Source organism: Natrinema sp. LN54, from assembly GCF_052439245.1.
Classification (GTDB): Archaea; Halobacteriota; Halobacteria; order Halobacteriales; family Natrialbaceae; genus Natrinema; species Natrinema versiforme_A.
In genome coordinates, this window is the sequence record NZ_JBQVRP010000007.1 from 20,142 (window position 1) to 43,956 (window position 23,815).

15 protein-coding genes are annotated in these 23,815 nt (G+C 65.0%); 7 read left to right on the forward strand and 8 right to left on the reverse strand.

What is annotated here, in order from left to right; genetic code table 11:
- Positions 1-30 precede the first annotated feature (30 nt).
- Positions 31-1,428 (reverse strand): PAS domain S-box protein, encoded by a 1,398-nt coding sequence (locus ACT4ML_RS18770; RefSeq protein ID WP_444722236.1) that lies wholly within the window; start codon positions 1,426-1,428, stop codon positions 31-33.
- Positions 1,429-1,617: 189 nt separating this feature from the next.
- Positions 1,618-2,925: a hypothetical protein gene (locus tag ACT4ML_RS18775; RefSeq protein ID WP_444722237.1), complete on the reverse strand. Its 1,308-nt coding sequence runs from the start codon at positions 2,923-2,925 to the stop codon at positions 1,618-1,620.
- A 383-nt stretch (positions 2,926-3,308) separates the two neighbouring features.
- Between ACT4ML_RS18775 and ACT4ML_RS18780 the strand changes: the two genes are divergently transcribed.
- Positions 3,309-5,102 carry a hypothetical protein gene (locus ACT4ML_RS18780; protein ID WP_444722238.1) on the forward strand — a complete coding sequence of 598 codons (1,794 nt, stop codon included), beginning with the start codon at positions 3,309-3,311 and terminating at the stop codon, positions 5,100-5,102.
- A gap of 672 nt (positions 5,103-5,774) precedes the next feature.
- Complete coding sequence (locus ACT4ML_RS18785; protein ID WP_444722239.1) at positions 5,775-6,728, forward strand: hypothetical protein; 954 nt, start codon at positions 5,775-5,777, stop codon at positions 6,726-6,728.
- A 720-nt stretch (positions 6,729-7,448) separates the two neighbouring features.
- Here the strand turns inward: ACT4ML_RS18785 and ACT4ML_RS18790 are convergent.
- The 4 genes from ACT4ML_RS18790 to ACT4ML_RS18805 all read right to left on the reverse strand — a co-directional run bounded on the left by ACT4ML_RS18790 (position 7,449) and on the right by ACT4ML_RS18805 (position 13,774).
- Positions 7,449-9,515: a right-handed parallel beta-helix repeat-containing protein gene (locus ACT4ML_RS18790; RefSeq protein WP_444722240.1), complete on the reverse strand. Its 2,067-nt coding sequence runs from the start codon at positions 9,513-9,515 to the stop codon at positions 7,449-7,451.
- A 489-nt stretch (positions 9,516-10,004) separates the two neighbouring features.
- A complete protein-coding gene (locus ACT4ML_RS18795; protein WP_444722241.1) occupies positions 10,005-11,468 on the reverse strand; it encodes a flippase in 1,464 nt (487 codons plus the stop codon).
- Positions 11,469-11,502: 34 nt separating this feature from the next.
- The gene (locus tag ACT4ML_RS18800) at positions 11,503-12,675 is read right to left on the reverse strand and encodes a Gfo/Idh/MocA family protein (RefSeq protein WP_444722242.1); all 1,173 of its coding nucleotides are present in this window, start codon (positions 12,673-12,675) and stop codon (positions 11,503-11,505) included.
- Between the two features lie 502 nt (positions 12,676-13,177).
- Entirely contained in the window at positions 13,178-13,774 is a 597-nt protein-coding gene (locus ACT4ML_RS18805) for a DUF7344 domain-containing protein (RefSeq protein ID WP_444722243.1), read from the reverse strand.
- An 822-nt stretch (positions 13,775-14,596) separates the two neighbouring features.
- Here ACT4ML_RS18805 and ACT4ML_RS18810 point away from each other — a divergent pair.
- Positions 14,597-15,556, forward strand: coding sequence for a transcription initiation factor IIB (locus tag ACT4ML_RS18810; RefSeq protein WP_444722244.1), 960 nt, complete (start codon positions 14,597-14,599; stop codon positions 15,554-15,556).
- On the opposite strand, the gene ACT4ML_RS18815 is transcribed toward ACT4ML_RS18810, so the two are convergent.
- A complete protein-coding gene (locus ACT4ML_RS18815; protein ID WP_444722245.1) occupies positions 15,549-15,737 on the reverse strand; it encodes a hypothetical protein in 189 nt (62 codons plus the stop codon). The two genes, ACT4ML_RS18810 and ACT4ML_RS18815, sit on opposite strands and share 8 nt — an antisense overlap.
- Before the next feature lie 135 nt (positions 15,738-15,872).
- On the opposite strand from ACT4ML_RS18815, the gene ACT4ML_RS18820 reads away from it, so the two are divergent.
- Both ACT4ML_RS18820 and ACT4ML_RS18825 read left to right on the forward strand, forming a co-directional pair.
- Complete coding sequence (locus ACT4ML_RS18820) at positions 15,873-17,798, forward strand: DEAD/DEAH box helicase (protein ID WP_444722246.1); 1,926 nt, start codon at positions 15,873-15,875, stop codon at positions 17,796-17,798.
- A gap of 131 nt (positions 17,799-17,929) precedes the next feature.
- Positions 17,930-19,654, forward strand: a complete 1,725-nt coding sequence (locus ACT4ML_RS18825; protein WP_444722247.1) for a helicase HerA domain-containing protein — start codon at positions 17,930-17,932, stop codon at positions 19,652-19,654.
- A 70-nt stretch (positions 19,655-19,724) separates the two neighbouring features.
- Here the strand turns inward: ACT4ML_RS18825 and ACT4ML_RS18830 are convergent, their stop codons facing one another.
- Entirely contained in the window at positions 19,725-20,846 is a 1,122-nt protein-coding gene (locus tag ACT4ML_RS18830; protein WP_444722248.1) for a DegT/DnrJ/EryC1/StrS family aminotransferase, read from the reverse strand.
- A gap of 246 nt (positions 20,847-21,092) precedes the next feature.
- On the opposite strand from ACT4ML_RS18830, the gene ACT4ML_RS18835 reads away from it, so the two are divergent.
- Both ACT4ML_RS18835 and ACT4ML_RS18840 read left to right on the forward strand, forming a co-directional pair.
- On the forward strand, positions 21,093-22,721 hold the full coding sequence (locus ACT4ML_RS18835; protein WP_444722249.1) for an alkaline phosphatase family protein: 1,629 nt from the start codon (positions 21,093-21,095) through the stop codon (positions 22,719-22,721).
- A complete protein-coding gene (locus ACT4ML_RS18840) occupies positions 22,718-23,728 on the forward strand; it encodes a lipid II:glycine glycyltransferase FemX (RefSeq protein ID WP_444722250.1) in 1,011 nt (336 codons plus the stop codon). Before ACT4ML_RS18835 ends, ACT4ML_RS18840 begins: the two co-directional genes overlap by 4 nt.
- Positions 23,729-23,815 lie beyond the last annotated feature (87 nt).

A 23,815-nucleotide genomic window follows, 5' to 3' on the forward strand; every position in this document is an offset into this window, starting at 1 on the left:
TACTCAGTTAGCCGTGGGCCACACTGCGGACTACAGCTGTCCGCGCGGCAGCGTCACGGTGATCGCGTTTCCCGTCTCGGTGCGCTCGAACGCGATGTGCCCGTCCGAGAGATCGACGACCCAGTAGACGAGCCACAGTCCCAGTCCGGACGTGTGATAGACGTCGTCCATCTCCCAGTCGCCGGTCAGGACGCGAAACTCGACTTCCGGAATCGGCGGGCAACTGTCCCGAATCTCGATATCGACCGTCTCAGGCCGAGATCGAACGGTAACCGAGATGTCAGGCGACTTGTCTGGCGCGTGGTCGACGGCGTTCTCGAGCAGTTCCGTCACGGCCAGTTGGATCTCGTACAGTGCGTTCGCGGTCGCCGCGTCCGGGAGCGCCGTTCGGATCGTCGCGTCCGGATACCGCTCGCGTATCGGTTCGACCGCGTCGGCGACGACGGGGACGAGATCGATCGCGTCCGGGACCGACTGCGCCGTGAGCAGCTCGATGATTTCGCGTTGTTTGTCGGCGCTCTCGAGGAGGTCCGCCCCCTGCTGTCGAATGATCTCCGCGCGCCCGTGAGACGGCTCCTCGGCCTCGCGGGCGATACACTCGGCGTTGCCGAGGATGACCGACAGATCGTTCCGCAGGTTGTGCCGAAGGAGGTTGTCCATGACGGCCAACTGGCGCTCCCGCCGCCGCCGATCGGTAATGTCCCGAGAGAAGCCGACGATCCGGACGACCTCCCCGTCTTCGACGATCGGTTCGGAGCGCACCCAGACCCAGCGGCCGTAGTCGGTGGTCGGGTTGACGCGATACTCGACGTCGACCGACTCGCCGCTCGAGACGCGGCGCATCGCCTCGCGAACGCAGGGAACGTCGTCGGGGTGGACGACCTCGAGAAACTGCTGTGGGTCCGCCTCGAGGTTCGCGACGGACTGGCCGAAGACGTCTTCGTAGGCCGGGTTGACGAACAGGACCTCGGACCAGTCGCCGTCGAACATCCAGAGCACGTCGCCGACGGTGCCGGCGATCGTTCGGAGCCGGCTTTCGGCGTCCCGGCGGTCTCGCTCCGCGGCTATCTGATCGGTGATATCGCGCGAGCTAACGGCGTATCCCTCGAGGGCATCGTCTGGCAGGTCGGTAAAGCGACTCTCCAGCCACACCCACTCGCCGCTCCGGGTCGCGTGGCGATACCGAACCGTCGCCGACCGGTCGCCCGTCGCGCTGACTCGCTCGAACCGATCCGCGACCGTCTGCCTGTCGTCCGGATGGACGTACTCTCGGGACTGTTCGCCGACGAGTTGTGCCGGTTCGTAGCCGAGAAGGGACTCGCTCGCGTCGTTGACGTAGAGATACCGCCCCGACTCGTCGACCACGGCGAGTTTGTCCTGGGCGTGCTCGAGCAAGATCGAGGCTAGATTGCCGATATCCACGTCCATTGCCCTACTGTGCAGTGGGTTCTCACGGCGCAAAGAAAAACGTGGTGGGACGGATACGGAGCTGAACCGGCGGAAACAATCGTTCGGCCGGCCGATACACACCGATCAGAAGAGCGTCGCGGGCCGCGAAACGGCGATATCGGACGAGTTACCGATCGGGTCGGACGAGTCACCGATGAGACCGGACAGTCACCGATCCGATCGGACGCGTCGAAGTCCGGCCTTCGCCATGATCCATGCCGGATAGACGGTGTTGTAGACGGTACTGGGAGCATTCCTCGCACCCGCTCGAAGCAGTCGATGGGAGAGCGGCGGCTCCGACGCCGAGATCAGTTCGTCCAGTTCGGCGGTCTCGAGCCACTCGAAGAAGGTTCGTTCGGCCGGCGTCGCGGGCTCCGTCTCGCGGGCGCGATCGCGGATGTCCGCCCACATGTGTCGCTCGTCCTCGCCGAGCACCCAGTCGCCGCGCTCGAGGGACCGGCGGAGTTGGTGGTAGTCCGAGTCGGCGAACGGATAGCCGTGATCGGCCGGCTCGAGCCCGGAGAGGCGGAGTCCGACGGCGGTGCGGTAGCACTTTTCACACTCGCCGCAGTTGCCCGCCATCTGGTCGTTGCAGGTCTGGAGTTGGAGGGTGGGGTCCTCGGTGCGGACGTAGTCAGCGATGACGTCGAGCCGTTCCTGTCTGGTAAGTTCGTAGGCGTCGTGGTGACACTGCGTGCCGGCCCACCGGACGCGCTCGTCGATGTCGGGTCGGGACCCCCACTCGAGGTCGATCCCGTCCCAGTGGGTTGCGGCGACGTAGAGGTCCTCCATCCCGCGTGCGTAGGCCATCGGCGCACAGAGGCCGAGCAGCCCGAGCCCGTGGCCGACGGAGCTGTACCAACCGCCGTCGACGTGGCGCTTGTAGTGGGCCAACAGCATGGGATGGTCGAGAAAGGAGAGCATGTTCGATTCGACGAACGCGGTCTCGCAGTCGTGGTCGTCGGCGAAGCTCGAGACGCGCGATCGCAGGGCGTCCCACTTCTCGTCGTCCGCGGAATCGGGGGTGATCGTCCAGCCCCGGATACTGACCAGCGTCGGCGATTCCTCGCGGTGGCGGACGTACGAACACGTCGAGTCGACGCCGCCGGTAAAGAGCAGGCCGCTCTCGTCGCCGGCTTCGGGGTCGGCGTCGGTCGTCTCCTTGGCGTAGAGAGTTCCGCCCTCGAGGAAGTCGTGCATCTCGCACAGCGACTCCTTGACCTCCTCGAGCGCCCGGGCGAACGTCGCGTCGACCTCGTCGACGTAGACGTCCGCCCCGTTGGCCCACGCGACCGGGCAGATCTGTGCGAGGACCGGGATCGCGAGCACGCCCTCGGGGACGTCCTCGATCGACACGTCGTAGCTGGTCCGGAACGGTTCGTCGCTGAAGAACCGCTCGAGGTCGGCCGAGGAACGAACCGAACACTCGAGGGTCCCGTCGTCGGCGGTGATCCGATCGATGATAATCGATGACATAGGTGAAAGGCGTGTAGCTCTCGAGTGAGTGGATCACGAGCGGCTACAAAAACCACCAGAACCGTTGATCGGTCCGAAATCGAGAAAGCAATCCATAGACGACTGTTCGAAATCGATAGGTGCGACATACTCCGATTGGGCGGAGAGTGACGGCAGTTCGGTCCCGATTTCGGGGCAGATCGCTCCCGATTGCGGAACGAATCGCCCGCTCGAGTCTCGGAATTCGCGGAGACGAACCCGCTTTGTCGGTCGACTCCGTACTCGCGGGCCCGCTGCCGGCCAGTGATTTCGACGGTAGGAGACGTATAACAAACCACGTCAGCCCCGACCTCACGGGCAACGATGTATCTCGAGACTGGCCCCGACGAGCACGGTGAGAGGGTATGAGACGGTCGACGCTCAACGTGACGGTCGCGGTCGGGTTTCTGGCGGTCGCGATGGGGATTCTCGTATCGAGAGCGAACCCCGCGACGGCCTACGAGTCCTCGGTCTACGCGGGACCGCCGACGATCGTCTGGGCCGGGTTCGCGCTCGCGCTCGCCATCGCGGTCGGGACGACCCTCTCGTGTCGCGGTCGCCAGCAAGGGTTCGGAATCGCGCTCGGCGCGACGACGGTGACGGCCATCGTGAGCCTCCCCGTGATCCGGAACTACTACTTCGCCGGCATGGGCGACGCGCTCACGCATCTGGGCTGGACGCGGGACATCATCAACGGCGGGACCGCACCGCACGAGCTGTTTTATCCCGGGCTCCACGCCATCGCGACGGTGCTGTACTTCGTCGGCGGCGTCCCGATCGAACGCGGGCTCCAGATCGGTATCGTCGTCCTGTTCGTCCCGTTCGTCGTCTTCGTCCCGCTCGCCGTCCGCGGCATGGCCGGTAACGGACTGGCGGTCGGTCTCGCCGCGATCGTCTCCTGGATGGTGCTCCCGGTCAACAACATCGCGACGTTCATGGGCGTCCACACCAACTCGAACGCGCTGTTTCTCGTCCCGGCCGTGGTCTTCGCGGTCGTCGCCTACCTCCGACGGCGGTCGACGCTCGAGCGGCTCCCCTTGGGACTGTCGCCGTTCAGCGCGCTCGTGTATCTGACCGCCCTCGCGCTCCTGTTGGTCCACCCCCAGCAGATGTTCAATATCGTCGTCCTCGTCGGCGCGATCAGCGGCGTCCAGTATCTCGCCCGACGGCGGTTCGACGATCACCCGATGCTCGAGCATCCGACGACGTACGCGCACACGATCACCCTCGGAGGAATGTTCGGGCTCTGGGCGCTGGGCAACGAGCGGTTCAGGAGCGCCGCGACCGGGCTCGTCTCCGGCCTGTTGATGCAAGATATCGGTGCCGGAACCGAGGTCGACCAGCGGGGCGGATCGCTCACCGAGATCGGCGGCAGTCTCGCCGAACTGTTCGTGAAGCTCTTCCTCGACGCGGCGATCATCGGCCTCATCGTCGGCCTGTTCGTGTTGGCCGTCTGGCTCGGCCGGACGCGACTCGACGGCGAGACGAAATCGCTCGTCAACTACGTCGCGCTCGCGCTCGTCCCGCTCGGCGGGCTGTTCGCCGTCTACTTCGTCGGGACCCCGACGATGGCGTTCCGACAGGTCGGCTTCATCTACGTGCTCCTGACGATCCTCGCCGGGATCGCGCTGGCCCAGTTCGTGGGCGGGCTCTCGGGCGCGATCACCAGACCGGGAGCGAACGCGGTCACGGCGCTGGTACTCGGGGCCTGTCTCGTGCTCGGGCTGATGACGGTGTTCGCCTCGCCGCTGATCTACAACCCGGGCCAGCACGTGACCCCCGAAATGGCGAGCGGGTACGAAAGCGGGTTAGACCACGGGGCCGAGGACGTCCCCTACGCCGGCATGGGGTACGATCCCTACCGGTACGATCACGGGATCAACGGCATCTCCGGCGGCGGCGACAGGATCGGCGGCGCGTCGGCGGCCACCGGCTCCGTCAACGCCACCGTGTTCTCTCAGGGCAACTACAGCGGGGCCTACCCGACCGACGAGTACTACTTCACCGTCACGGAGTGGGACAGAACGAAAGAGATCGCCGTCTACGACGAACTCAACTACCGCAACGCCGCACTCGAGGGGCTCGATACCGAGCCGGGTGCGAACAAGGTCATCTCGAACGACGAGTTCGAGATGTACGCCGTCAGCAGCGAGCCGTAGGGTCCGATCGGTCGATGCCGCGCGACTCGCCGTCGGCCCCGTCGACACCGTCGCGGCTCGAGCCGGCGTGAGAATTCCCCAGCGCTCGACTCGCGTTCGGGTCCGACCGAGGAGGAACTGCGTACGGCTCCGCGGCCGATCGCCGATGCGTCGCTCCGCGTGTTCGAAACTCGAGCGAGCCGCAGCGTCGAACCCATCAGGGACCACACTGCACTCGAGGGGCACCGGCCGCCAGTTCGTGACGACTCGGACCGCGACGGGTGAGCGGATAGTTCTCGAATGGATCACGGTATCAGTTACCACTCGTTCCGATCGAGGCCTCGTCCATACTAGTCGTGGATCGATCAACGGGCGCAAACCAGGCGGTAATAGACGATTACGACTCGAGAAATACGATACTGCCCGATCGAAACGGCCCGTCGCGACCAGTCGGTCCAGTCGCTCCGTCACTGCCGAATACGGTGTCAGATTCGATTCTGCGCGCGATATTCCGATATTTCCTCGGAAAAGACGCTGTTACGGGACGAATCTCAGTCAGCAATTCGTTCGTATCTTCGTGACTAAATGTCGGTAGATTCTTCGGCATTCTACAACGTTAGAAATATAGTCTGTAAATTTAAGCCATAGCGCCAAGGAAAAGTTTATGAGTGTAAGTTGGTGTTACGGAATTGTATGGCGCAGAACCCCCGTACGTCCGAGACGGAACCTACTCCGACTGCAGGCCGTAATAGCGGATTAACCCGCCGTAACTACGTTCGCTCGCTGGCCGCGGTGGCGACCGCAGCAACCGCGATCGGCGGAGCCGGCGCCGCGGCCGCTGCCGAGGACGACTACGAGGTCATCGAAGCCCAGGGACAGACGATCACCATCGACGCCGGTGAGACCTGGGAGAACAAACTCATCGACATGACCACCGGTCAGGACATCATCGTCACCGCCCACAGCAGCGACTGGACGATTCGAAACGTCGGCTTCAAGGGCGAGAACACCTCCGGCACCGGGACCGCCACGTTCGGCATCTCCGATACGAGCGGCGGTACGTCCACCGTCGAGAACGTCTACCTCGGCGACGGCGCGAGCACGGGTAACACCAATCCGAACGGCCACGGGCAGACCGCCTTCTGGGTCGCTCCGGATCACAACGGCCACATCGATTTCGAGAACGTCAACATCCAGAACTTCTCGGACAACGCGATCTACGGCTCCGCCCCCGGCAACAAGGGCGGCGGCACGATCCACATCGACAGCAGCTTCGCCGCGAACTGTTACGTCTCCCACTTCCGACTCGGCACCGAGGGCAGCAAGGTCACCAACTCGAGCGTCTACGTCGACGGCAGCGAGGGCTACGTCGGCCGCGGTATCTGGGCGTGGGCCCCCGGCACGGTCGAGGTCGAAGGCTGCCAGATCGAGATGAACGGCCAGAACAACGCCATCGTCGCCGGTGCGAACGGCAACCCGACGGAGGTCACCGTCGCGGAAACCGACTACGACGAACAGGCCGGAATTTCCGAAGAGGCCGGCTCGAGCGTCCAGGTCGGCGACAGCGTCGGAACCGACCCCAGCGCGTTCATCCCCGACGGCGTGCCGACCAGCCCCGAAGAAGCGGCCTCGGGCTCCCAGAACTAACGCGATCGTCGCCGCGATCCCGCTGACGCACCCCTCCACCGAACCGCTGACGCCCTCCCCGCTGACGCAACCCTCTCCACCCCGCTGACGCACCCCTCCACTTCACGCAGTCCCCCGCTGACGCACCCTCCGCCGCGTGATGATGTGCACGCGGCTTCACCGCGCGCGATTGCTGACTCGTTTTCCGTACTGCTTCGCTTCGTTCGACCGGATTGCCGATCGCCACCGAGGAGGCAACGATTCCAGCCTCGAGTTCGTCGGCGGTCGCAGTATCGACTCGGATCGTACAGAGCAGAAACCGTGGCCCTGCAGCCGGTTGTAACTCTCGAGTCCGAGCACCGAGGCCGTCGCTCTACGCCTAGCTCGAGGTAGCCAAGACGGCGACCACCGGTTCGTTCGGCTGTCGTGACAGCCAAAAATCGCACCGACAGCCGGGCGAACTGCCGGCGGTGGCGCGATACAGAACGATCCACCAGTTCCTGTAACCCACTACTCGAGCCACAGTAAGAAACGATCAGTTTGGAAATCGGAGCCGAGCTGGGAGGTTGTGACGGTATCGACAGTCGGAGAGCATTGCCTATCGCCCGGCGAGTGAACGGGCCGAAACCGTTTATTCGAGTCAGGAATCGTGACGTATCAGGTTCTCACGGGCCGGGAATCGAGAGGAAGAGCCGAAATCGACCGAGCCGATCCGAAATCGTCACCGAAACCGCGACGGAATTACTGTTTACGTGCGTTGTACTGGACGTCGACCGTCGCGTCGCCGAGGATTTTGAAGTCCTCGATGTCGCCGTCGAACCAGTAGGCGTCGAGCCAGCCGGCGACGCCGCCGCGGACCGTCGTGTCCTCGACGATATCGTCGGCGTCGATCGTCGCGTCCCGGTACTGGGCCTTGATGACTTTGCCGGTCGCGCGGAACGAGTACGTACTCGGCTTGGAAGCGCCGGTGCCGTCGAAGACGATCGCGTGCGGGAGGAGCTCGGGGTCGCCGTACTCCTCGAGGTCGATCTCCTCGCCGTCGACCGTGATCGTTGCCTTGCCGCCGGTCATCGTGACGTCGGTCAGCGTCCCGGAGAAACGGAAGCGGAGACTGTCACTGGTGACGGTGCTCTGGACCGTCGAGCCCGAGATCGTGGTCGCTTCGTCCTCCGGATCGTCCTCGCCCGCGAACTCGATCTCACCGTCGACCGTGATCTCGAATCCGACGGGGACGCCGGGTCCCTGTACCTCGAGGACGTGGGGGAGGTCGTCGCCGAAGTCCGAGGGATTGACCCGCTCGCCGTTGACGGAGACCGTTCCGGGGCCGTCGACGGTCAATTCTTCGATCTCGCCGCTGAATTTGAAGGCGTCCTTCCAGTCGGCGACGCCGCCGTAGACGGTACCGCCCTCGATGGCGTCCTCGTCGTCGATCGACGCGCCGTCGTAGCTGCTCCGTTCGACCTCGCCGCTGACGGAGAATTCGTAGCGAGTCGAGTCCTCGTCGCTCCCGTTGATGAGGATGATGTTCTGCAGGACGTCGTCGATGTCGGCGGGGTCGATCTCGACGCCGTTGACGCGGACGGTCGCGTTACCGTCGACCGACAGGCGCTCGATCTGGCCGTCGAACCGGAACGCGTCGAGGTAGTCGGCGACGGTGCCGCTGGCGCGTTTGCCGTCGACCGACGCTGCTTGGTCGATCGTCGCGTTTTCGTCGGTGCTCGCCTCGACCGCGTCGCTGACGACGAACTCGTAGCTCGTGGTGTCCGACGTGCCGTTCCCGTCGAAGACGATCGTGTTCGCCAGCGACGATTCGTTCGTGTCCTGTTCCGGATCAGGGCTGGGCGACGGCTCGGACGAGCCACCGCTCGCGGCTTCTTCGGCCGAGGTCGGGACGCCGTCGGGAATCGAGAGATCGGGGTTAGAACCGAGCCCGCTTCCGCGGGAGAGTTGGACGTTCCCGCGCTGGCTGATCCCGTCGAACTGCGTGTTGTCGATGCTGATCCGCGTCGTTTCGCCGTTCCGGCCGAGGTGGATCGCGTTGGTGTAGGACCCGGAACTGAAGTGGCAGTTCGAGACCTCCATCCGTCCGGGGTTCCAGCCCCAGAAACAGCGGCCGTTGTACCGACCGTTACTGTCGTTGTACGCCACGGAGTTCGTACACTTCGAGCCGTTGGAGCTCAGCCGGTAGCTCGAGACGTAGTTGTTCGCCGCGTAGCAGTTATCGATGTGGACGGTGCCGCCGTTGCCGTTGTAGCCGGGGGCGGACGCGTAGATCCCGTTGTTGGGCCAGTCCTGAACGTTACAGTTTCGGATGTCGATGTGACCGCTGTGTTCCGGGGCGACCCAGATACCACACTGTCCGTGGGAACTGTAGCTGCTCGGCCGGAGACAGCCGTCTCCCATGTAGACGTTTTCGATCGTCGACGTGTTGCCGTCGACGTCGGCGACCGCGATCGCGTGCCTGTCGTGTCGGTGGGTCCCGACGAAGCCGACGTTCCGGATCGTCCAGTTCGTCGACTCTCGAGCGTAGAGCCCGAACCAGTTGCCGTTCGAGAAGTCGATGATCTTGTTCTCGAAGACCTCGCCGTCGTCGATGTTGTACCACTCGTTGGAGGCCTCGATGACCTCGTAGTCCTCGGCGGCGGCCGCGCTGCCGGTCGCCAGTCCGCCGCCGATCACGGATGCCGCACCCGTTAGCTTCAGGTACGAGCGACGGTCCAGTAATCTATTATTACCGCTCGTATCGCCGCTCTCGGGGCCGCTATCCGCAGATTCGCCGTCATTCAATACCGAATTGTCGCGTGCCATGCGTTCGGGTAACGATAGTATGCCACCATAAACTTTCCCCTTAATTCTGTATAAAATAAACAGACTATCAGAGATTCATTGCTATTTCTTGTTTAATATATTGTACTAGAGTACAATTGTTTTATATTGGAATCGATAGACGGCACCGGGGTAATACGCTATTACCGCCGTTTCGTCCGGCTATTCGGACCGTCAACACCGGCGATAAGTTACAAAGGACGGACAGAATGGAACGCAGACTGAACGCCGATCGCGGCAACCGACAGCGGTCCGGTCCGTTCGCACTGACGTTCTGGGAACGAGATACGTTCGGGGCTGGAACTCGCGGCTCTCGGAAGGCAAAGCGGCGGCCCAACGGAGCGCGGCGACCGCGGGTTCCGACGGACCGCCTCGAGCGGTGACCCGTTCGGGTGACGGTCTCGGGCGACTCGAGTGACGCGGCCGTCGACGCGGTGAACGCGGCGCGTCACCGCGATAGCCCGCAGTCGGTCAGATGTGGGCTTTGATCTCGTAGACGTCGACGAGCCCGCTGGCGACGGACAGCACCGCCCAGACCGCGACGCCGGCGGCGATGACGGCGAGCAGGGTCGCGATCCCGGTGACGAACGGCTGTAAGGCGACGACGGCGGCGGTCATCGCGACGGTCACGCCGCCGGCGGCGCCGATCGACTTCCCGAGTCGCCGCCAGTGAAGGTCGAGTTCGCGGTCGATGAGGTAGACGTTATACACCACCATGAGCCCGTAACAGAGCGCCGTCGACGTCGCCGCGCCGACGACGCCGATCGCCGGGATCAAGACGAGGTTCAAGCCGAAGTTCAGCCCGCCGGTGATCCCTTTCCCGATCGCGCGTTCGGTCGCCCGGCCGAGGTAATCGAGGCTATCGTTGGTGATCTTGTCGACCGCCTGAAAGAATACGAAGACGCTGAACACCTGTAAGACCGGCGCAGCGCCGGCGAACTCCTCGCCGAAGACGAACCGGATTCCGGGGTCCGCGAGGAGGACGATCCCGGCGACCGCCGGCAGGTACAACAGGAGGACGTACTCGAGGGACTGCTCGTAGACGCGGGCGGCCCGCTCGAGTTGTTCGGACGACTTGTGCTCGCCGAACGTCGGCGCGACGGTAAAGCCCAGCGAGTCCGCGGGCGCGATCACGAACGTCGAGACCTGCTTGGCGAGTTCGTAGAAGCCGACGGCGACCGGGGTCAGGAAGAAGCCGACCATCAGCGTGTCGACGCGTTTGTATAACGTGTTCGCACCCTGTGAGGCCGTCAGCGGCAGACTGTACCTGACGATGCGTTTCGGGAGGCCGGGCTCGCCGGCGTCGGTCGTCGGATACGACGCGAGGATTTGATAGAGGAAGTAGCTCCCGACGAGCACGGCCACCAGATAGCCGGCGATGAAGCCGGCCAGCGCGCCGTACGCGCCGAAGCCGGCGACCACGAAGAGGACGATGAAGCCGAGTCGCCCGACGCTCGAGACCGTACTGGTCGCCGCGGTCAAAGTGACTTTGCCGAAGCCCTGGAACGCGATCAGCAGGTAGCCGTGCGCGACCTTGACGACGATGTAGATGACACCGAGCGCCAGTAGCGGTACCAGCCCCGGCTCGCCGTAGGCGGCGGCGATCGCGTCCCGGAAGAGGAAGAACAGGACGCAGACGACCGCCACGGTGAGGACGTTGAACGCGATCGACGAGCGGACGATGTGGCGGATCTGGGACTCGTCGGTGTTTCGATACTCGGTGACGAACTTCGCCATCGACTTCGGGATTCCGAGGGTTCCGAACAGGGTCCCGATCGAAAAGACGGCGATGGCGAGGAAGATCAGTCCGTACTCGTCGGGCGAGAGGAAGACCCGCGTGAGCAACAGAGTGATCGCCCCTTGCGCGCCGAGTCGAAGCAGTTCGGCACCGAACGTGGCCTTGACTCCGCGGACGAGGCGCTGTGAGAGTGACATTGGAAACGAGGAACTGGGCGGCTATCGCCGGTCGCTACAGGTCGGCCGGAACGGACTCCTCGTCGTCGGACGTGGCGGGCTCCTCCGCCGGCGCGGCGTCGGCCGCTTCCGACGGGTCCGCCGCTTCCGCCGTACTCCCCTCGCGGCTCGGCTGGGCGGCGTCGCGGATGGTCTCCATGATGCGGATCGTCCACTTCGACTGCTCGAGGGGCACCGGGACCTCGGCGTCGCCCTCGATCGCGTCGACGAACTCGTCGAAGATCGCACAGTGGGAGTTCGTCTTGGTCTCCGACTCCCAGCTGTCGTCGAACCGCGAGGTCGCGACCGCTTTGACGTTCTCGAGCGTGCTGGAGGCCTGCGCGAGGGAGACGTCGAGACTCTTCTTCGAGCGGGCGATGACCGAGGAGGTGTAGTCCTCGTCGACCTCGTAGAGCGACTGGTTGATCTCGTCGACGATGAGCGACTTCTCGGAGCCCGTGATCACGTGGAGGCGCTGGGGCAGCGTCCCCGAGAGCATCGTCACGTTACAGAGCGCTCCCTCCTCGGAGACGTACTGTGCTTGGGCCTGATCGTATTCGAAGTCCTCCTCGTAGTCGTCTGAGAGGACGGTCTGTGCGGAGACGTCGTCGTCGCGTTCGGGCCAGCCGCCGATGCCCAGAATCGAGTAGATCGGGTGGGGAAGCCCCTCCTCGAACTCGCCGCCGGGGAGCTCGAACACCCACGACCCCCGGTTGACCTGGTCGGGCGGGGTGAGTCCCGCGTAGAGCGTATCCACGGACTTGACGTGGCCGAGTTCGCCGGCGTCGATCAGCTCGCGGGCCTTGCGGACCGCCGGATAGAACAGGTGGTTGTGGATGACCGTGACGGGCGTGTCGTGTTCGCGCGAGAGGGTCTGCAGCTGCTCGACCTCCTCGGCCGTGACGGTCGCGGGCTTCTCGATGATGACGCCGACCCCGGCCTCGATCGCCTGGCGAGCGATCTCGAAGTGGGTCTGGACCGGCGTACACACGTGGAGACAATCGAGTTCGTCGAGGAGTTCGGTGAAGTCCGTGACGGCCATCGTCCCGAACTCCCGGGCCCGTTCCCGAGCCAGTTCCTCGTCGAGATCACAGACCGCGACCAGTTCCATATCCGGGTTGTTCTGGGCGCCCGCGAGATGCGCTCGCGAGACCGTTCCTGCGCCGACGACTGCGGTTCGAACGACCATGACAGAGCGGACAGTACTCCGATCATTAGTTTTAGTCCGATTACTTCACGAGCGCCAACTATCCCTCGGCACGCCGGCCGAGTATGGACCTGTTACTGATACTGACGATCATCACTTTCGACAGCCCGACGCGATGAGACCCGGGATCGACCCGCCGACACCGGCATCCGACGGGACCTGCACTCCGCTCGAGCGAGTCGCGCTCGAGTCAGGCGATGTCTCTCGAGGATGTAGTTTCGAAGAGGCGGCTCCCGCGCCGGGAACAGCTGCTGGCACGCGACTGTTCCGGTACTGGATGACGGTCGTCGGGAGCCATGTGAACGTACGCAATCGGGTGGTAAAAACCCTTCTCAACGGTCCGACAACAACGGCCCGTGTGGGATCGATCGACGAACGGACAGCTACCGCAGGCTGCTGGCGCTGGTATGTGGATGCGGAACGACAGAAGTACTCCGACCGGTTGTCGTGGATTACGATTCGGACCGTCGCCGTGAACGGTGGATCACTCGATCCGAGAGAGTTTGCCGTCGACGTTGCGTTCTTGGGACCGGTTCCGGACGACGTGTGCGGTCGAGAGACAGAGGAAAGCGGCGACGACGACGCCCGCGAGGGCGGCAAGCGGCACAGCCGACAGCAGCGGCGCGCCGAGAACCGCTGCGCCGAGGAGGGCAGTACCGACCACGCTGAGCCCGGCGTACCATCGATCCCAGCGGTCCTGACGATGGGTGTCCGTATCGAGGTACATCATCAGCAGATCGGCGTTGTCCGCGAGCGAGATCAGCCCGCGATCCTGATCGTACTCGACGATCCCGGCGTCGTCCATCTTCGGCAGGTGGGTCTGGTAGAGGGCGACGTAGACCCGTTTGCGTTGGTCGGAGCTGAGCGCGTTGACCTCGGTATCGTTTTCCCACGCCGCGATCTGTTCGGCGAGTTCGCCGAGGGTCACCGTTTCGTCGGCTTCCAGCAAGTACGCGAGGACTTCCCGGCGACGGCGGTTCTTTAAGAGCTCGAAAATAACGTCCTTGGAGAGCCGTTCGTCCTCGTCGGCGTCGGCGACCGACGCGATCTCGTCCGGGAGCGACGTATCGATCGAGGACATTAGGCCGTCCCTCCGGCTGTATAGACTCCATTCGAGCTGCGGGTCCCCTGACGCCGAGGCTTCGTCGTCCCGAAGCGTCGGCTCGCCGGCGACCGCTGTACGTTCGAACGGCGGGTCGAAATCACGATTGACACACCAAGTTGAACACCAACAGAGATACTCTTAAGCACAGCCACGTTTCGCACCGTCTGCAAAGGAGGTACGGAACGACTTCGGGACGGTGCCGTCGCGACGCCTGACCGCCGCTGGGACGGGCGATTCCGGCCGCCGTCGAAGCCGATCGGTATCGACTGATTGCGGGCGTATATCGGCGGCGTACGGACGCCCCGTCGGCGGAGGAACCCGACGTTGGTGCGGCCCGGCGGACTGGTTCCAAACACGGCACTGGTACCGAACGTTCGAACCGACCAAGATAAAGTCGAACGACAGTTCACAGCCGAACGACGGATTTACTCCGTGAAGCACCGATTTACGGAATCAGCTCGACGCAACGATCGCTAGATTTCATGTGGCACGTACACATTGGCCACGGTGGGTCGAAACGGGCGATCGACGGCCGTTTCACCCGGTCACGACCGATGGGACACGGTCTCGATACGACCGTCGCACCTGTTTGCTCGAGGCAGCTGACGGTCGTATCGTTCATCTACCTCTCTTCGGTGGTATCGCCGGAAGACGATCGACGACTCCCGGTATATGAGTCGCCGTGATCGGTCCGCTGAATCGACACACTGACTGGCGACCGGCGCTCTCGTAAGTCGGTGTTTCCCGCGAAACCATGTGAACCCCTTACAGTGGCGGCATGACTTTCCTCCGGTACTGATGACGCGGTCTATCATCGATCAACACAGCACCGAATCACAGGCCGAGGAGGTTGAGACCGGTCTGTGTCCCGACTGCGAGACCGACACGATCGTTCACGATCCGGACCGCGGGGAACAGGTCTGTGCGGAGTGTGGCCTCGTCCTTACCGAAGATCCCATCGATTACGGGCCGGAATGGCGCGCGTTCAACGCACAGGAACACGACGAGCTGTCCCGCGTCGGCGCGCCGCTGACTCAGTCGATGCACGACCGGGGGTTGACGACGACCATCGACTGGCGAAACAAGGACGCGAACGGCCACTCGATGTCGGCCGATAAACACGGCCAACTCCATCGACTCCGGGTCTGGCAGGAACGAATCCGAACGAAAAACGCGGGCGAACGCAACCTCAAGTACGCCCTCTCGGAGATCGACCGCATGGTAAGCGCGTTAGGCGTCCCCAAGCCGGTCAAAGAGACTGCAAGCGTCATCTACCGGCAGGCGCTCGAGCAGGACCTCATCCGCGGCCGCTCGATCGAGGGCGTCGCGACCAGCGCGCTCTACACCGCGTGTCGTAAGGAGGACATTCCCCGGAGCCTCGAGGAAGTAACGTCCGTTTCACGCGTCGACCAGCGAGAGATCGGCCGGACCTACCGCTACATCGCGGACGAGTTGGACATCAACTTGGAGCCGACGAACCCCCGACAGTTCGTCCCGCGGTTTTGCTCGGAGTTAGACGTCGACAAGGGCGTCGAAACCAAGGCCATTGAGATCATCGATCGGACGACCGAGCAGGGGCTACACTCCGGCAAGTCGCCGACGGGGTTCGCCGCCGCGGCCATCTACGCCGCCGGCCTGCTCTGTGACGAGACCATCCCGCAACGCGCGGTCGCCGACACCGCACAGACGACCGTCGTTACGGTTCGGAACCGCTATCGCGAGCAACTCGAGGCGATCGATCAGCAGCCGGCTACATGATCGATCGCTCGTCCTCGGTCGTCTCTCCGGTGTAGAGTTCCTCGTCGGCCAGCGCGTGGAGGTTGGCGTAGGGGACGAACGCGATGAACTCGTCGTCACCGTCGTAGAGGTCGACGCCGTTCTCGGCCCGGTCGTACCGTTCGCATTCGATCTGTCCCTCGGGGAGGATCGCGCGGTACATACTGAAACCCCACACCGTCCAGTCAAATATAGCTATCCGGGCTCGAGAGAGCGACGGACACGTCGCGGGAGCGCGGTCGACGAACACCGCTGGCGAGCGAAATCGGTTTACCCGCACCGCCGCTACGACTCGCCAGTGACCGACGAACGTTCTTCGACGCCCACCGACGAACAGCGAAGCGAGCCCGCGGACCCGACCGACGCGGCGGCGACCGACACCGGCGAGGAGAACGAGACGGGCGACTCGAGCGACGACGGCGACGAGTTCACGATCGCCGACTTCCACGACGCCAGCCAGCGGGAGGGACGCCCAGTTCTCACCGCCGCGGCCGTCTCCCGCGCCCTCGAGATGCCCCACGAAGACGCCACCGCCCGGCTCGAGACCCTCGCCGAGCGGGGCGAGCTACAGCGCCACGCGGTCTCGACCGATCCGGTGGTCTGGTATCCGACCGAACTCGAGGACCTCACCGATCGCGAGCGGGTGGTCGTCTTCCCGAAGCGCCGGGAGATCGTCGTCGATCGACCGGATCAGTTCACGCGCGCGCAACTCTCGCAGTTCGCCCACCTCGCGGACGGGAACGGCGAGCAGGGCTATCGCTACGTCGTCCGGCCGGAGGACATCTGGGGGACGCCACACGACTCCTTCGAGGCCCTCGCGCGGACGATGCGGCAGGCGCTGGGTCAGCGCTCGGAGCGACTCGAGGACTGGGTCGAGAGCCAGTGGGACCGGGCCCACCAGTTCCGGCTGGTGACTCACGAGGACGGCTACACCGTCCTCGAAGGCCAGAGCGCGGAGATCATGGGCAACGTCGCCCGCCAGAAGTTGGACGAGGAACACGTCCACGCGCCGATCTCCGAGACCGAAGACTGGGTCCAGGAGGGCTCGGAAGCCGCGATCAAGCGCATCCTCTACGAGGCAGGGTATCCGGTTCAGGACCACCGCGAACTCGAGTCCGGCGAGGAACTGCCGATCGATCTCGAGGTGTCGCTGCGGGACTACCAGCGGACGTGGGTCGACCGCTTCGCCGAGGCCGGCGAGGGCGTCTTCGTCGGCCCGCCGGGCAGCGGGAAGACCGTCGCCGCGATGGGCGCGATGGCCCACGTCGAGGGCGAGACGCTCGTACTCGTACCGAGCCGCGACCTCGCCCAGCAGTGGGCCGATACGATCATCGAGTACACCTCGCTCGAGGCCCACCAGATCGGGCAGTACCACGGCGGCCGCAAGGAGGTCCGCCCGGTGACGATCGCGACCTACCAGATCGCGGGGATGGACCGCCACCGCTCGCTGTTCGACGACCGCGAGTGGGGGCTGGTGGTCTTCGACGAGTGCCAGCACGTCCCCTCGGACGTCTACCGGCGCAGTACGCACCTGCAGTCCAAACACCGGCTCGGACTGTCGGCCAGCCCGATTCGGGAGGACGACCGCCAGACCGAGATCTTCACCCTCGTCGGACCGCCGATCGGCACCGACTGGGAGGCGCTGTTCGACGCGGGCCACGTCGCCGAACCCGAACTCGAGATCCGCTACGTGCCGTGGGGCGACGACGAGCAGGCGAACGCCTACGGCTCCGCCGACGGGCGCGAGAAGTACCGGATCGCCGCGCGCAACCGGGGCAAGATCGACGAGGTCCGCTACCTGCTGTCGGCCCACCCCGACTCGAAAGCCATCGTCTTCGTCGACTATCTCGAACAGGGCCGGGAGCTCTCCGAGGCGCTCGAGGTCCCGTTCCTCAGCGGCGAGACGCCCCACCACGAGCGCCGGCGGCTGTTAGACGAGTTCCGCCGGAACGAGCGCGATCTGTTGCTCATCTCGCGGGTTGGCGACGAGGGGATCGATCTGCCGACGGCCGATCTGGCGATCGTCGCCTCCGGGCTCGGCGGGAGCCGCCGGCAGGGAACACAGCGGGCCGGGCGGACGATGCGACCCGCCGGCGGCGCGCTCGTCTACGTGCTCGCGACGCGGGGCACGCGCGAGGAGGACTTCGCCCGGAAACAGCTCCAGCATCTGGGCCGCAAGGGGATGACGGTCCGCGAGCAGACGGTCGAGCGCGACGAGGACTGAGCCGACTCGACTCGCGGGAGCCCCGCGGTCCGGCGGCTATCGAGGACGGAGCCGAGGCCAATATTCAAGGTCGCGGGTTCGAACTGTACGGATAGTATGAACGAACCGCGCGGACGCGAGGTGGTGGGCCAGTGAGCGACGAGGAATCCAAACAGCGACAGATACTCGTCGGCGAGACCGATAGCGGTGCCGACCTCAAGCTGCCCGTCGTCGAACTGCTCACCGGTCGCGGATTCGTGACGGGGAAATCGGGCTCCGGCAAATCGAACACCGCGTCGGTGATCGCCGAGGAACTGCTCGAGGCCGGCTACCCCCTTCTGATCGTCGACACGGACGGCGAGTACTACGGACTCAAAGAGGAGTACGAGATGCTCCACGCGGGAGCCGACGAGGAGTGTGACATCCAGATCGGGCCGGAACACGCCGAGCAGATGGCCACGATCGCCCTCGAGGAGAACGTGCCCGTCATCCTCGACGTCTCGGGCTACCTCGACGAGGACGTGGCAGACGAGTTACTTCGGGAGGTCGCCCGGCAGCTGTTCGTCAAGGAGAAGAAGATGAAGAAGCCGTTCCTGCTGGTCGTCGAGGAGGTCCACGAGTATATCCCGGAGGGCGGCGGCGTCGGCGAGACCGGCAACCTGCTGATCAAGATCAGCAAGCGCGGGCGCAAACACGGCCTCGGCATCGTGGGGATCAGCCAGCGCCCGGCCGACGTGAAGAAGGACTTCATCACGCAGGCGAACTGGCTCGTCTGGCACCGGCTGACCTGGGACAACGACACGAAGGTCGTCGGCCGGATCATCGACACCGAGTACAAGGAACTCGTCTCCGACCTCGACGACGGACAGGCGTTCGTCCAGACCGACTGGACCGAAGTCGACGTCCGGAAGATCCAGTTCCGCCGCAAGCGGACCTTCGACGCGGGCGCGACCCCCGGACTCGACGACTTCGAGCGCCCCGAACTCAAGTCCGTCTCCGACGCGCTGGTCGGCGATCTCCAGAACATCTCCGAGCGCAAGGAGCGCGAACAGGACCGGATCAACGAACTCGAGACCGAACTCGAGAAGAAGGAGAAACGCATCGAGACCCTCGAAGACGAACTCTCGTCGGCGCGGGACGTCTCGAGTGCGGCCAGACAGATGGCCGACGCGCTGAGCAACACGGACACCGTCCAGTCGCAACTCCCCGGCGAGGGCGGGGATCTGCGCCGGCTCCACGAGGAGATCGCCGATCTCGAGGCCGATCGGGACGAACTACAGGAAGAACTCGAGGCGCGCGACGAGCGGATCGAGGGTCTCGAAGACCGACTCGCGGGACAGTCGGCGGAAGTCGATCGGCTCCGATCGGAGAACGAGCAGTTACGCGCGGTCGTCCGTGACCTCGAGAGCGACGAAAGCGAATCGGCGAACGACGAGAACGCTGCAAACGACGACGATTCGGCATCGTCGATCGTCCAAGCCGGCGGTGACGACATCGAGTTCGGCTACACGCCCGCCGACGAGGAGCCCGATCGAGAGACGACAACGGACGACGAGCCGGGATTCGTCGTCGCGGACGAAGAGCGCGAACTGGCGGACCTCCTCGAGGTCCAGTGGATCAGCGATCGGGTCGCTCGCGCGTGCGAGGGATCGCAGTGTTCGGCCGAAACGGCCGAGGCGATTCTGGGGCTGTTCGCGACGGAGGGCCGGCTCCGGACGGAGACCGTCGCCGCTCGAGTCGACCGCTCGCGGGTCGCCGTCCAGAGTCTCGTCTCGGAGCTGCGCACGGAGGGGCTGCTCGAGCGATCGGCCGAACGGACGTACGCGCTGAGCGACGACGTCCGCGCGGAGCTGTCGGCGACGGCCGCCGATCAGTAGTGCGGACCTCGCGTTCGGTCGACCGGATGGAACTCGCGTTCGGTCGGCTGCCGCGGCAACAGAGACGACCTCACCGCCGTAATCGATCGCCGACCGCCTCGATCGCCGACGGCTCGATCCCCTGATGAACCGGCAGCGCGACGAGTTCGTCCGCGAGCCGGGTCGACGTTTCGTAGGTCTCGTCCTCGCGCACGGATTGGCGGAGTATCGGCCACGTGTGGGCACCGACGACGCCACAGTCCTCGAGTTCCGCGAGGAACGCTTCCGGATCGCTCGCCCGCACGGGGAACTCGTACGGACTGATTCCCTCCGGCAGCCGTTCGAAGAGCGGAGTCAGGTCGTCGCGACCGTCCACGATTTCCTGCCACGCCCGGAAGTTTTCCCGGCGGGCGGCCCGGATCGCGTCGGGATCGGCGGCGTCCGCGACGGCCGCCGAGAACCGCGACATGGGGACTTTCGCGGCCTCGTAGCGGCCGCTCGGATCGACCGACGACGAGTCGTCGGCGCCGTCGGAGAGAAAGGCGTCGACCGATCGGTGGAGCGACGGGCTGGTCTCGAGGACGCGTTCGGCGACCGAGGCGGCCACGAACCGGCAGTCGCTGGCCGCGATCCGGCCGGAACGGCCGGCCAGCGAGGAGGGGGAGAACTGCGATTTGACCTCGTCGTCGGTGCAGTAGAGCAACGCGCCGTCGGGGACCGGCAGCAGTTTCCGCAGGGTCGTGATGCCGAGGTCGCCGTGGGTGCCGAGCAGCGTTCCGTCGTGAACACTGAGCGGCGAGTGGGCGTTGTCGTCGACGTGATAACAGTCGTACTCGTCGGAAAGCGACGCGATTCGCTCGAGGCCGGGCTGTGGGAACCCGAAGTAGTTGACCGACATGACGGCGACGGTGTCGTCGTCGATCCGGGACTCGAGATCGGCGAAATCCGGTGCGAGTGTCTCCTCGACGGCGTAGAACCGGGACTCGAGCCCGAGGTCGTGGAACGGCTCGACGACGGCGGGCGAGAGGTAGGCGGGAACGAGGACGTTCTCACCGGAGTCGACGAGGCCCGCGAGCCCGTCCCGGAGCGCGACTTTCCCGGCACCGTAGTAGGTGTGCGTGCTGTCCGGTGCGTGCCGATCGACGAACGGATCGATCCCGGACCCCGATTGCGAGACTGCAACGTCGAATACGGAGGGGGTAGCGCTGATCATGCGTGAGATGGGTGTGAAGAGACGGTGGCAGTAGCGACGAGCATCGGCGTAATACGGTGACGAGCGGGGCCTTAGTGATACGGACGGTACAGCTCGCGATCGCGCGGAAATCCGCGCGTACACGAATCGCTCGATCCTGACAATCACGCGGGCTGAACTACTATTCCGACCGTAGAGCCGGCAGCGCGAGCTTACGGCTCTCGAGCCCGTTGCATAACAAAGCCGAACCGACCGGACAACGCTTCCATGGCAGGTTCGACCGACGACAAAGACCTTCGTCTGCTCGTCGTTGGGCTGGACGCCGGCTGTCGGCCGGTGCTCGAGCCGTTGTTCGAGTCGGGCGAACTTCCTACCCTCGAGGGGGTGTTCGAGCGCGGGACGGCGGGACCCCTCGAGTCCCAGATTCCGCCGTGGACGGCGAGCGCGTGGCCGTCGCTGTACACCGGCAAGAATCCGGGCAAACACGGCGTCTACGATTTCCTCTCGTTCGACGGCTACGACTGGAGCGTCGTCAATGGGACCCACGTCCGGGCGCGCCCGGTCTGGGAGCTCCTGAGCGATCACGGGCTCTCGAGCGTCGTCGTCAACGTTCCAGTGACCCATCCCGCGCGGGCGTTCGACGGCGCGTTGATTCCCGGGCTGACCGCCCCCGAGGACCCGGACTGCCATCCGGAGGGAATCCTCGAGGACGTCAAACTGGCCTGTGGCGGCGATTACTGGCTCTACCCCCGGAGCGGGCCGGCACCGGCCCGCTCGATCGAGGGGTACGAGCAGACGATCGAACTCCGGGGGAAGGCGTTCCGGTATCTCTGCCGCCGGATCGCGCCCGACTTCGGTTTTCTGCAGTTCCAGCAGACCGACTCCGTGTTCCACGAGCGACCCGGGGACAAGAAGGCGATCGAGGCGGTCTACCGCGAGGTCGACCGCCAGCTCGCCGAGACGCTCGAGCGGACCGACCCCGACAACGTCCTCGTGGTCAGCGACCACGGCATGGGGAAAGTCTCCGGCGACGCGTTCCGGATCAACGAGTTCCTCCGAGACGAGGGCTACGTGCACTCTCGGAGCGGCGGCGAGGGGATGCCGAACTGGTCGAAGTCCTGGGAGAACGACCTCCTCGAGGGGGCCGAGGCCGGCGACCACGAGTCGAGGCCGCTCGAGCGGGCGATGAACCTCGCCGCGACGGCCGGGCTCACGACCCAGCGCGTCGCGAGCGCGCTCGACCGCGTGGGCCTGAAAGAGGCGATCGGCACGCGGGTGCCCAACGACGTGATCCGGGCGGCGAGCGAACAGGTCGACTTCCCGGCGTCCCGGGCCTACGTCCGCTCGAAGAGCGAACTCGGCGTCCGCATCAACCTCGCCGGTCGCGAGCCGAACGGGCAGGTTCCCGAATCGGCATACGAGACCGTCCGCGAGGAGCTGATCGAGACGTTGTCGGCCGTGCGGACGCCCGACGGCGAGCCGATGTTCGACGCCGTCGAACCCCGCGAACGGTACTTCGAGGGGGACCACATCGACGACGCCCCCGATATCGTGACGGTGCCGGCGGGGTTCGACAACGAACTCGACGCCGACCTCGGCAAGACGCGGTTCGGCGAGCCGATGGAATCGTGGAATCACAAGCGAACCGGCGTCGTCGCGGCCGCCGGCCCGGCGTTCGACGCGTCCGCCGCTCTGGAGGACGCGTCGATCTTCGACGTCGCACCGACGATCTGTTCGCTGTTCGACGTGCCGGTCGACGCCGCGATGGACGGCGACCCGCTCCCGGTCGTCGACGGGAGCGCGGAGCGAGCGTACCCGGCCTACGACCGGGAGACGATCACGGCGACCGACGACGGGACCGTCGAAGACCGACTGTCCGACCTTGGTTATCTATGAGTATCGAGATACGCGTCCTTGATCCGCGAACCGATGCAGACGAGTGGAACCGCTACGTCGAACGATCCGACGGAACGAACCCGTTCTTCCGGGCCGAAGCGCTCCGGTTGCAGGCCGAGGACACCGAATCGACGCCGCACCTGCTCGCCGGCTTCAAGGGGCAGGAGCCGGTCGGCGTCTTCCCGGTCTTCGAGTACACCAAGGGGCCGGTCACCGGTGCCTTCTCGCCGCCCCCACACTCGTGGACGTCGTACCTCGGCCCGTCGCTGCTGAACGTCGACAAGCTGAAACAGCGCAAGGTCGACCGGCGGACCAAGCGGTTCATCGAGGGCTGTCTCGAGTGGGTCGACGACGAGATCTCGCCGCTGTACTGCAAGTTCGTCACGGCGGAGTTCGACGACATCCGGCCGTTCGTCTGGAGCGAGTACGACGTCGAACCCGAAAACACGTACGTCGTCGACCTCGAGGGCAGCGAGGACGACCTATTGAAGCGGTTCAGCAGCGACGCACGGAGCAACATCCGGAACGCTGACGAGGACAATTACACGATCGAGGAGGGCGACGCCGACGACGTCGAACGCATCGTCGAGAAGGTCAGGGAGCGCTACCAGAGCCAGGACGAACCGTTCCGGCTGAGTACCGACTTCGCTCGCTCGCTCTACGAAACGCTTCCCGACGGGGCAATCCGGCCCTACGTCTGTCGCGTCGACGGCGAATTCCTCGGGGGGATCTTGGTCGTCGAGTCCGAGCGGACGCGGTACCGGTGGCAAGGCGGCGTCAAACCCGACGCCGACGTCGATATCGCTATCAACGACCTCCTCGACTGGCACGTCATGCGCGACGGCCTGCACGGCTCGGTCGAGGAGTACGACCTCGTCGGGGCCGGCGTGCCGAGCATCAACCGGTACAAGGCGAAGTTCAACCCGCGACTCGAGACCTACTACGAGATCACGTCCGGTTCCTTCGGGGTCGACGTGCTGGTCGATCGGTATCAGAAACACCGATAGCACGGTCCCTGTCGGCGAACGCGTCGTCTTCTCCGCACCGCTCATCCGAGAGAGCGATCGCGTCCTCGAGAACCCGGTACTGTCGGG

Excerpts from the sequence above, each read along its gene's own strand:
- ACT4ML_RS18800 (WP_444722242.1), bottom strand. The coding sequence starts at position 12,675 with ATGGTCGTTCGAACCGCAGTCGTCGGCGCAGGAACGGTCTCGCGAGCG.
- ACT4ML_RS18790 (WP_444722240.1), bottom strand. The coding sequence starts at position 9,515 with ATGGCACGCGACAATTCGGTATTGAATGACGGCGAATCTGCGGATAGC.
- ACT4ML_RS18780 (WP_444722238.1), top strand. The coding sequence starts at position 3,309 with ATGAGACGGTCGACGCTCAACGTGACGGTCGCGGTCGGGTTTCTGGCG.
- ACT4ML_RS18840 (WP_444722250.1), top strand. The coding sequence starts at position 22,718 with ATGAGTATCGAGATACGCGTCCTTGATCCGCGAACCGATGCAGACGAG.
- ACT4ML_RS18835 (WP_444722249.1), top strand. The coding sequence starts at position 21,093 with ATGGCAGGTTCGACCGACGACAAAGACCTTCGTCTGCTCGTCGTTGGG.
- ACT4ML_RS18810 (WP_444722244.1), top strand. The coding sequence starts at position 14,597 with ATGACGCGGTCTATCATCGATCAACACAGCACCGAATCACAGGCCGAG.
- ACT4ML_RS18795 (WP_444722241.1), bottom strand. The coding sequence starts at position 11,468 with ATGTCACTCTCACAGCGCCTCGTCCGCGGAGTCAAGGCCACGTTCGGT.
- ACT4ML_RS18775 (WP_444722237.1), bottom strand. The coding sequence starts at position 2,925 with ATGTCATCGATTATCATCGATCGGATCACCGCCGACGACGGGACCCTC.
- ACT4ML_RS18830 (WP_444722248.1), bottom strand. The coding sequence starts at position 20,846 with ATGATCAGCGCTACCCCCTCCGTATTCGACGTTGCAGTCTCGCAATCG.
- ACT4ML_RS18770 (WP_444722236.1), bottom strand. The coding sequence starts at position 1,428 with ATGGACGTGGATATCGGCAATCTAGCCTCGATCTTGCTCGAGCACGCC.
- ACT4ML_RS18815 (WP_444722245.1), bottom strand. The coding sequence starts at position 15,737 with ATGTACCGCGCGATCCTCCCCGAGGGACAGATCGAATGCGAACGGTAC.
- ACT4ML_RS18805 (WP_444722243.1), bottom strand. The coding sequence starts at position 13,774 with ATGTCCTCGATCGATACGTCGCTCCCGGACGAGATCGCGTCGGTCGCC.
- ACT4ML_RS18785 (WP_444722239.1), top strand. The coding sequence starts at position 5,775 with ATGGCGCAGAACCCCCGTACGTCCGAGACGGAACCTACTCCGACTGCA.